The organism is Aeromicrobium sp. PFPM2_SD2 (assembly GCF_057364525.1).
Genome location: NZ_JBNFNZ010000102.1, coordinates 1 through 6715, shown reverse-complemented (window position 1 = coordinate 6715; position 6715 = coordinate 1). Strand labels below are relative to the sequence as shown.

General features: G+C 71.3%; 9 protein-coding genes and 1 pseudogene. 5 read left to right on the top strand and 5 right to left on the bottom strand.

Translation table 11 applies throughout. The annotated features are described in order from the left end of the window. The 4 genes from AC2W7G_RS06945 to AC2W7G_RS06930 form a co-directional block, all read right to left on the bottom strand. On the bottom strand, nucleotides 1–182 hold a 182-nt coding region (locus AC2W7G_RS06945; protein ID WP_485867791.1), incomplete at its 3' end, for a hypothetical protein. Continuing rightward, nucleotides 161–994, bottom strand: a complete 834-nt coding sequence (locus tag AC2W7G_RS06940) for an ABC transporter permease (protein ID WP_485867790.1) — start codon at nucleotides 992–994, stop codon at nucleotides 161–163. The genes AC2W7G_RS06945 and AC2W7G_RS06940, both read right to left, overlap by 22 nt. Then, a complete protein-coding gene (locus AC2W7G_RS06935; RefSeq protein ID WP_485867789.1) occupies nucleotides 994–2070 on the bottom strand; it encodes an ABC transporter permease in 1077 nt (358 codons plus the stop codon). Before AC2W7G_RS06935 ends, AC2W7G_RS06940 begins: the two co-directional genes overlap by 1 nt. A 71-nt stretch (nucleotides 2071–2141) precedes the next feature. Next, nucleotides 2142–3776, bottom strand: a complete 1635-nt coding sequence (locus AC2W7G_RS06930; protein ID WP_485867788.1) for an ABC transporter substrate-binding protein — start codon at nucleotides 3774–3776, stop codon at nucleotides 2142–2144. A gap of 99 nt (nucleotides 3777–3875) precedes the next feature. On the opposite strand from AC2W7G_RS06930, the gene glyA reads away from it, so the two are divergent. The 5 genes and pseudogenes from glyA (at nucleotide 3876) to AC2W7G_RS06905 (ending at nucleotide 6279) form a co-directional block, all read left to right on the top strand. Beyond that, entirely contained in the window at nucleotides 3876–4913 is a 1038-nt protein-coding gene (gene glyA / locus AC2W7G_RS06925) for a serine hydroxymethyltransferase (protein WP_485867787.1), read from the top strand. Next, nucleotides 4805–5149: a hypothetical protein gene (locus AC2W7G_RS06920; protein ID WP_485867786.1), complete on the top strand. Its 345-nt coding sequence runs from the start codon at nucleotides 4805–4807 to the stop codon at nucleotides 5147–5149. Before glyA ends, AC2W7G_RS06920 begins: the two co-directional genes overlap by 109 nt. Nucleotides 5150–5161: 12 nt before the next feature. Continuing rightward, on the top strand, nucleotides 5162–5338 hold the full coding sequence (locus AC2W7G_RS06915) for a hypothetical protein (protein WP_485867785.1): 177 nt from the start codon (nucleotides 5162–5164) through the stop codon (nucleotides 5336–5338). A gap of 174 nt (nucleotides 5339–5512) precedes the next feature. After that, nucleotides 5513–5950, top strand: a pseudogene (locus AC2W7G_RS06910) (SURF1 family cytochrome oxidase biogenesis protein); the annotation flags it as partial. Further along, complete coding sequence (locus AC2W7G_RS06905; RefSeq protein WP_485867784.1) at nucleotides 5947–6279, top strand: DUF3817 domain-containing protein; 333 nt, start codon at nucleotides 5947–5949, stop codon at nucleotides 6277–6279. The pseudogene AC2W7G_RS06910 and the gene AC2W7G_RS06905, both read left to right, overlap by 4 nt. Before the next feature lie 30 nt (nucleotides 6280–6309). On the opposite strand, the gene AC2W7G_RS06900 is transcribed toward AC2W7G_RS06905, so the two are convergent. After that, nucleotides 6310–6715: enoyl-CoA hydratase/isomerase family protein (locus AC2W7G_RS06900; protein WP_485867783.1), on the bottom strand; the 406-nt coding region annotated here is incomplete at its 5' end.

Sequence of the window (6715 nt, the reverse complement as noted above, 5' to 3'; positions counted from 1 at the left end):
CTCAGCGACAGCGCGGCCACCCGGCGCTCGCCGGTGTCCGCCGTGGCGCTCGGCTCGACCGCCTGGGCGAGCTCGGGCTCGACGGCGGAGTCGGAGGCCTCGCCGCCGCGCGTGCGCAGCAGCGGGTTCATGACGTCGTTGAGGCTCTCGCCGACGAGCGTCACGCCGAGCACGACCAGCACGATGGCCAGGCCCGGGAACAGGCCGGTCCACCAGATGCCGTTGGACGCGTCGAGAGCGCCTTGTTGAGGTCGTAGCCCCACTCGGCGGCCGACGACGGCTCGATGCCGAAGCCCAGGAAGCCCAGGCCGGCCAGGGTGAGGATGGCCTCGGAGGCGTTCAGCGTCGCGATGACCGGCAGCGTCTGGGCGACGTTGGCCAGCACGTGGCGCGACAGGATGCGCGGCGTGCGCACGCCGGCGACGCGGGCGGCGTCGACGTACGGCTCGACCTTCACCGCGACCGTCGCGTTGCGGATGACGCGGTAGTACTGCGGCACGAACACCACGGTGATCGAGATGGCGGCCGCCAGGATGCCGCCGAGCGCGCCGCTCGAGCCGCCGGAGACGACGATCGAGACGACGATGGCCAGCAGCAGCGAGGGGAACGCGTACAGCGCGTCCATGACGAGCACGAGCAGGCGGTCGACGACGCCGCCGAGGTAGCCCGAGACGAGGCCGAGCGGCACGCCGATCAGCGCGGACAGGACGACCGCGACGACGATGACCTCGACCGCGGTGCGGGCGCCGTAGACGACGCGCGAGAACACGTCGGTGCCGCCGACGTTGGTGCCGAACCAGTGGGCCGCGGACGGCGCCTGCTGGGTGCCGAAGACGCCGCCGGCGTCACGGTCGGCGTTGAAGTCGTACGGGGCGATCCAGGGGGCCAGGATCGCGACGAGCACGAACACGGCCACGAGCACCAGGCCCAGGACGAGCATGAACCGCTGCAGGCCGTGCGAGTCGCGCACGACGCGGGGGACGGGCAGTCGCATCAGAACCTCACCCTCGGGTCGACGAGCGCCACGACCACGTCGATCAGGAAGCTGAAGACGCAGACGATGAGCGCGATGAGCGTGACGATGCCCTGCACCGCCAGGAAGTCGCGGCGGACCAGGTAGTCGGCCAGCTGCAGGCCCAGGCCGTCCCACTCGAAGGTGGTCTCGGTCAGGACGGCGCCGGCCAGCAGCATCGCGATCTGCAGGCCCATGACGGTGACGACCGGCACGAGCGCGTTGCGGAAGGCGTGCTTGCCGACGACCCGGCGCTCGCTCACGCCGCGGGCGCGGGCGGCGGTGACGTAGTCGGCGCGCAGGGTCTGGATCAGGTTGACCCGCACCAGGCGCAGGAACACGCCGCCGGTGAGCAGGCCGAGCGCGACGGCGGGCAGCACGGCGTGCTGGACGACGTCCCACACGTAGGCCGGGTCGCCCCACAAGATGGCGTCGAGCAGCAGGATGTTGGTCTTGGGCCGGACGTCCTGCAGCGCGAGCTCGGTGGTGATCGAGGCGCGTCCGGACGTGGGCCAGCCCAGCGGCGAGACCGCCAGCTTGAGCAGCAGGCCGACGAAGAACACCGGCGCGGCGTAGAACAGGATCGCCAGCAGGCGCAGCACGACGTCGGGCAGCTGGTCGCGCTTGCGGGCGGCCAGGCGGCCCAGGGGGATGGCGACGGCGAAGGCGACGATCAGCGCGTAGACGCTCAGCTCGAGCGTCGCGGCACCGTGCTTGACCAGGATCTCGCCGATGTCGCGGTTGTCGGTCAGGGTCGTGCCGAAGTCACCGTGCAGCAGGCCGGACAGGTACTCCCAGTACTGCTGGAGCAGCGGGCGGTCCAGGCCGGCCTCGGCCTTGCGCTCGGCGATCTGCTCGGCGGTGAGACGTCCGGCGTTGGCCGCGGTGATCGGGTCGCCGATGACGCGCATGAGCACGAACACGGTGGTGACCAGCACCCACAGCATGGGGATGATCAGGGCGAGCCGGACGAGCAGGTAGCGCGCCAGGGGCGGCAGGCCGCCGCGCCGGGACGTGGTGGCGGGTGGGTCGCTCGGGGCGAGCACCTCGGTGGTCATGGAGTCCTCCAGGGGTGGGGTGGACGTGCGACGGGGCGGGACCGGATCGGTCCCGCCCCGTCACGACCGCGTCACTTCGAGAGCGACGCGAACCGGAACTTGAACGACGCGTCCAGGGTGTCCGAGACGCCCTTGACGTCGTCGACCGCGATCGCGACCTGCGCGCCGGTGAGCAGCGGCAGGATCGGGACCTGGTCGGCGATGCGGTCCTGGATCTCGCCCAGGGTCTTCTCGCGGGACGCCGTGTCGGCGTCGGTGCGCTGCTTGTCCAGCATCGCCGTCGTCGTGGCGTCCTCGTAGTGGGACTGCAGGAAGTTGTTCGGGCCGAAGAACGGCGTCAGGTAGTTGTCGGAGTCCGGGAAGTCCGGGAACCAGCCCAGCTGGTAGGCCGGGTACGCGTCGGCGACGCGCTCCTCGCTGTACGTCGTCCACTCGCTCGACTGCAGCGTGACCTTGAACAGGCCCGTCTCCTCGAGCTGGCGCTTGACCGCGTTGTACTCCTCGGCCGAGTTCGAGCCGTAGTGGTCGGGGCTGTACTGCAGGTTGAGCGCGACCGGCGTCTTGACGCCGGCGTCGGTCAGGACCTTCTTGGCCGCGGCCGCGTCCGGCTTCTCGCCGTAGGCGTCCTTGAACGACTCCGTGGCGCCCGGCAGTCCCTCGGGGACGGCCGACCAGGCCGGCGTGTACGTGCCCTTGTAGACCTGCTCGCTCAGGGCGGCGCGGTCGACCGAGTACGCGGCGGCCTTGCGGACCGCGGCCTTCTGCGCGTCCGTCGCGCCGGGCATCGTCTTGAGGTTGAACACGACGTAGCGCAGCTCGCCGCCGGGGCCCTGGTGGACCGTGACGCCGTCGGCCTTCTCCAGGCTCTCGATGTCGGTCGGCGTCAGCGAGCGGTACGCGACGTCGATCTTCTTGTTCTGGATGTCCAGCTTCAGGTTGTTGGCGTCCTTGTAGTAGGACATCGTCACCTGGTCGGCCTTCGGCTTGCCGTAGGTGCCGTCGTAGTCGGGGTTGGCCTTGAACTGGGCCACCTCGTTCTTGCTGTACTTGGTGATCGTGTACGGGCCGGAGAAGCCCTTGGCCTCGACCGCCTCGTCGTCGCTCAGGACGCGGTCGGCCGGGTAGGTCTTCTCGTCCACGATCGGGCCGGCCGAGGTGACGAGCACCTGCGGGAAGGTCTGGTCGTTGGGCGACTTGAGCGTGAAGACGACCGTCTTGTCGTCCTTGGCCTCGACCTTGGCCATGTTGCCCAGCAGCGACGCGGGGCCGTTGGGGTTGTTGATGTCGACGATGCGCTGGAACGAGAACGCGACGCTCTTGGCCGTCAGCGGGTTGCCGTTGGCGAAGGTCAGGCCGTCCTTGATCGTGCACGTGTAGACGGTCGGCGCGGTGAAGTCGCACTTCTCCGCGGCGTCCGGCGTCAGCTCGGTGCTGCCGGCGGGGAAGTTGAGCAGGTACTGGTAGACCTGCGTCTGGACGTTCAGCGAGCCGTTGTCGTACGAGCGGCCGGGTCGATCGAGACGACCTTGTCGGTCGTGCCGACGACGAGGGCGTCGCCCGAGGACCCCTCGGAGTCGTTGCCCGCCCCGCAGGCGGCCAGGGCCGCGGCGGCGAGGGCGGTGGCGGCGACGACCGCCGCACCCCTGCGAATACGCATCGTGTTGCTCCTTGTTCGACTGTGTGCGCCACGGTGAGCGCGGACACACGGTACTCGTCGCGCTGCGCAACCCCGGAGCGTTCCCTCGTTGCAACTTGGTTACGAGCGCGCGGACGGGCGGTGGGCGGGGCCCGATACCCTGGGAGCCATGAGCCACGACGCGCACCTCGTCGACTTCGACCCCGAAGTCGCCCGCCTCATCGACGCCGAGCTGGACCGCCAGCAGACGACGCTCGAGATGATCGCCTCGGAGAACTTCGCCCCGGTCGCCGCCCTCGAGGCGCAGGGCAGCGTGCTGACCAACAAGTACGCCGAGGGCTACCCCGGTGCGCGCTACTACGGCGGCTGCGAGTTCGTCGACCAGATCGAGCAGATCGCCATCGACCGGCTCAAGCAGCTGTTCGACGCCCGCCACGCGAACGTCCAGCCGCACTCGGGCGCCCAGGCCAACGCCGCCGCCCTGCACGCCATCGCCCGCGCCGGCGACACCATCCTCGGCCTGGACCTGGCCAACGGCGGTCACCTGACGCACGGCATGAAGATCAACTTCTCCGGCCGGCTCTACAACGTCGTGCCGTACCACGTCGACGCGAACGGCATCGTCGACATGGACGAGGTCGCCGCCCTGGCCCGCGAGCACCGGCCCACCGTGATCATCGCCGGCTGGTCGGCCTACCCGCGCCAGCTCGACTTCGCCGCCTTCCGCGCGATCGCCGACGAGGTCGGCGCGATGCTGTGGGTCGACATGGCGCACTTCGCCGGCCTCGTGGCCACCGGCCTGCACCCGAGCCCCCTGCCGCACGCGCACGTCGTCACCACCACGACGCACAAGACGCTCGGCGGCCCGCGCGGCGGCGCGATCATGACCAACGACGACGCCGTCGCCAAGAAGATCCAGTCCGCGGTCTTCCCCGGCCAGCAGGGCGGCCCGCTCGAGCACGTCATCGCGGCCAAGGCCGTCGCGTTCAAGATGGCGCTCGAGCCCGGCTTCAAGGACCGCCAGGAGCGCACCATCGAGGCGCGCGCATCCTGGCCGACCGCCTGCTCGCCGACGACGTCAAGGCGGCCGGCATCTCGGTGCTCAGCGGCGGCACGGACGTCCACCTGGTGCTCGTCGACCTGCGCGACTCGGTCTTCGACGGCCAGCAGGCCGAGGACCGGCTCCACGAGGTCGGCATCACGGTGAACCGCAACGCGGTCCCGAACGACCCGCGTCCGCCGAAGGTCACCTCCGGCCTGCGCATCGGCACGCCCGCCCTGGCCACCCGGGGCTTCGGCGCGGCCGAGTTCACCGAGGTCGCCGACATCATCGCCGCGGCGCTGCAGCCCGGCGACGTCGACGTGGCCGGCCTGCGCGCCCGGGTGACCGAGCTGGCCAAGCGCTTCCCGCTCTACGCCGACGTGGCGTCGTTCACCCGCTGACCGTGTCCTGACGTGAGCGCCCCCTCGTCCCTGCGCGACTGGCTGCGGCCGGGCGTCGCCGGGCTGACCCTGCTCGCGGTCGCGGCGCTCGTCTTCTGCGTCCTCATGGGTCGCTGGCAGATCGGCGTCTACACCGACGAGCAGGACGAGCGCGCGCCGACCGGCAGGCCGCGGCCGCGGTGCCGCTGACCGAGCTGTGGCAGCCGGGGGAGGCGTTCCACGACGACCTGGCCGACCGCTCGGTCACCGTCGAGGGCACCTTCACCGGCGACCAGTGGTGGGTCGAGGGCAAGGGCCAGGGCGGCCGCGACGGGTTCTGGCTGCTGTCGACCCTGCGGGTCGCCGGCCAGGACGCGGCGCTGGCCCGTCGTGCGCGGCTGGGCGCCGCAGGTCGGCGAGCTCCCGCCGGCGCCGTCGGGCGCGGTGACGCTCGACGCGCTGCTGGAGCCCAGCGACAGCACCGAGTACTCCGAGCGCGAGGTCGACGGCGTGCCGGTCATCGCCAGCGTCCGGATCGCCGCGCTGCTCAACGAGCTCGACTACCCGCTCTACAGCGGGTACGCGCTCAACCGGACCCCGGCGCTCGCCGCCGGGCTCGACCTGGCCGAGGGCCCCGACGCCGACGTGTCGTGGACGACCGGCCTGCAGAACCTGTCGTACGCCTGGCAGTGGTGGGCGTTCGCCGCGTTCGTGGTGTTCATGTGGTGGCGCATGAGCCATGACGTCGTCGCGTCCCACCGGGCGCGCCGCGAGGAGTCCGGCCCCACCGGGCCGGCCGAGGAGAGGGACGTGGTCGCGTGAACGGCGGCTTGGAGCGCACCTACAGCGTGCTGGCGTGGATCGTGGGGTGCACGACGTTCTTCGTCGTGCTCGCCTTCGTCCTGCAGCTCGCCACCGACCCGACGTCGTGGTGGAACGTCAACGACGACGTCGTGAAGGTCGTCGACATGGCGCACGGCTGGCTGTTCATGGTGGTGCTCGTGCTGGTCGCGATCCTGTCGCGCCGCTACGGCTGGACCGTGGGCTTCACGCTCACCACGATGGTGCTCGCGACCCTGCCCGTCGTCAGCTTCTGGGCCGAGCGCCGGGCCACGCACGCGATGCGCGCGAAGGCCGCCGCCACCGCCTGAGACGGTCGACGAAGCCCCTCGACGCGGCGGTCAGCGCCCCTCGAACGTCGCCTTGTCCGGTCCGTCCTGGAGGAACGACGCCATCCCGTGCTGCAGGTCGGCGGTGTCGAACAGCTCGGCCGCGATGGTGGTGACGTGCGCGTCGGCCTCGGCGACGCCGCCGGCCTCGAGGTGGCGCAGCACCTGCTTGGCCGCGCCGAACGCCTTCGTCGGCCCGTCGGCGAGGCGCGCGGCGTAGGCCAGGGTGGCGGCCTCGAAGTCCTCGTCGTCCAGCACCCGGTTGACGACGCCCCAGCGCTCGAACGTGGCCGCGTCGTACAGGTCGCCGTGAACACGACCTCCTTGGCCCGCGCGACGCCGGCCGGCGGCCAGCCGCTGCGTGCCGCCCACTCGTCGGCGTGAGGCCGATGACCCGGCTCGACCAGGCCGAAGCGCG

Bases quoted from the DNA above. Each gene is read 5' to 3' on its own strand.
- glyA (WP_485867787.1), top strand. From the start codon at position 3,876: ATGAGCCACGACGCGCACCTCGTCGACTTCGACCCCGAAGTCGCCCGC.
- AC2W7G_RS06935 (WP_485867789.1), bottom strand. From the start codon at position 2,070: ATGACCACCGAGGTGCTCGCCCCGAGCGACCCACCCGCCACCACGTCC.
- AC2W7G_RS06940 (WP_485867790.1), bottom strand. From the start codon at position 994: ATGCGACTGCCCGTCCCCCGCGTCGTGCGCGACTCGCACGGCCTGCAG.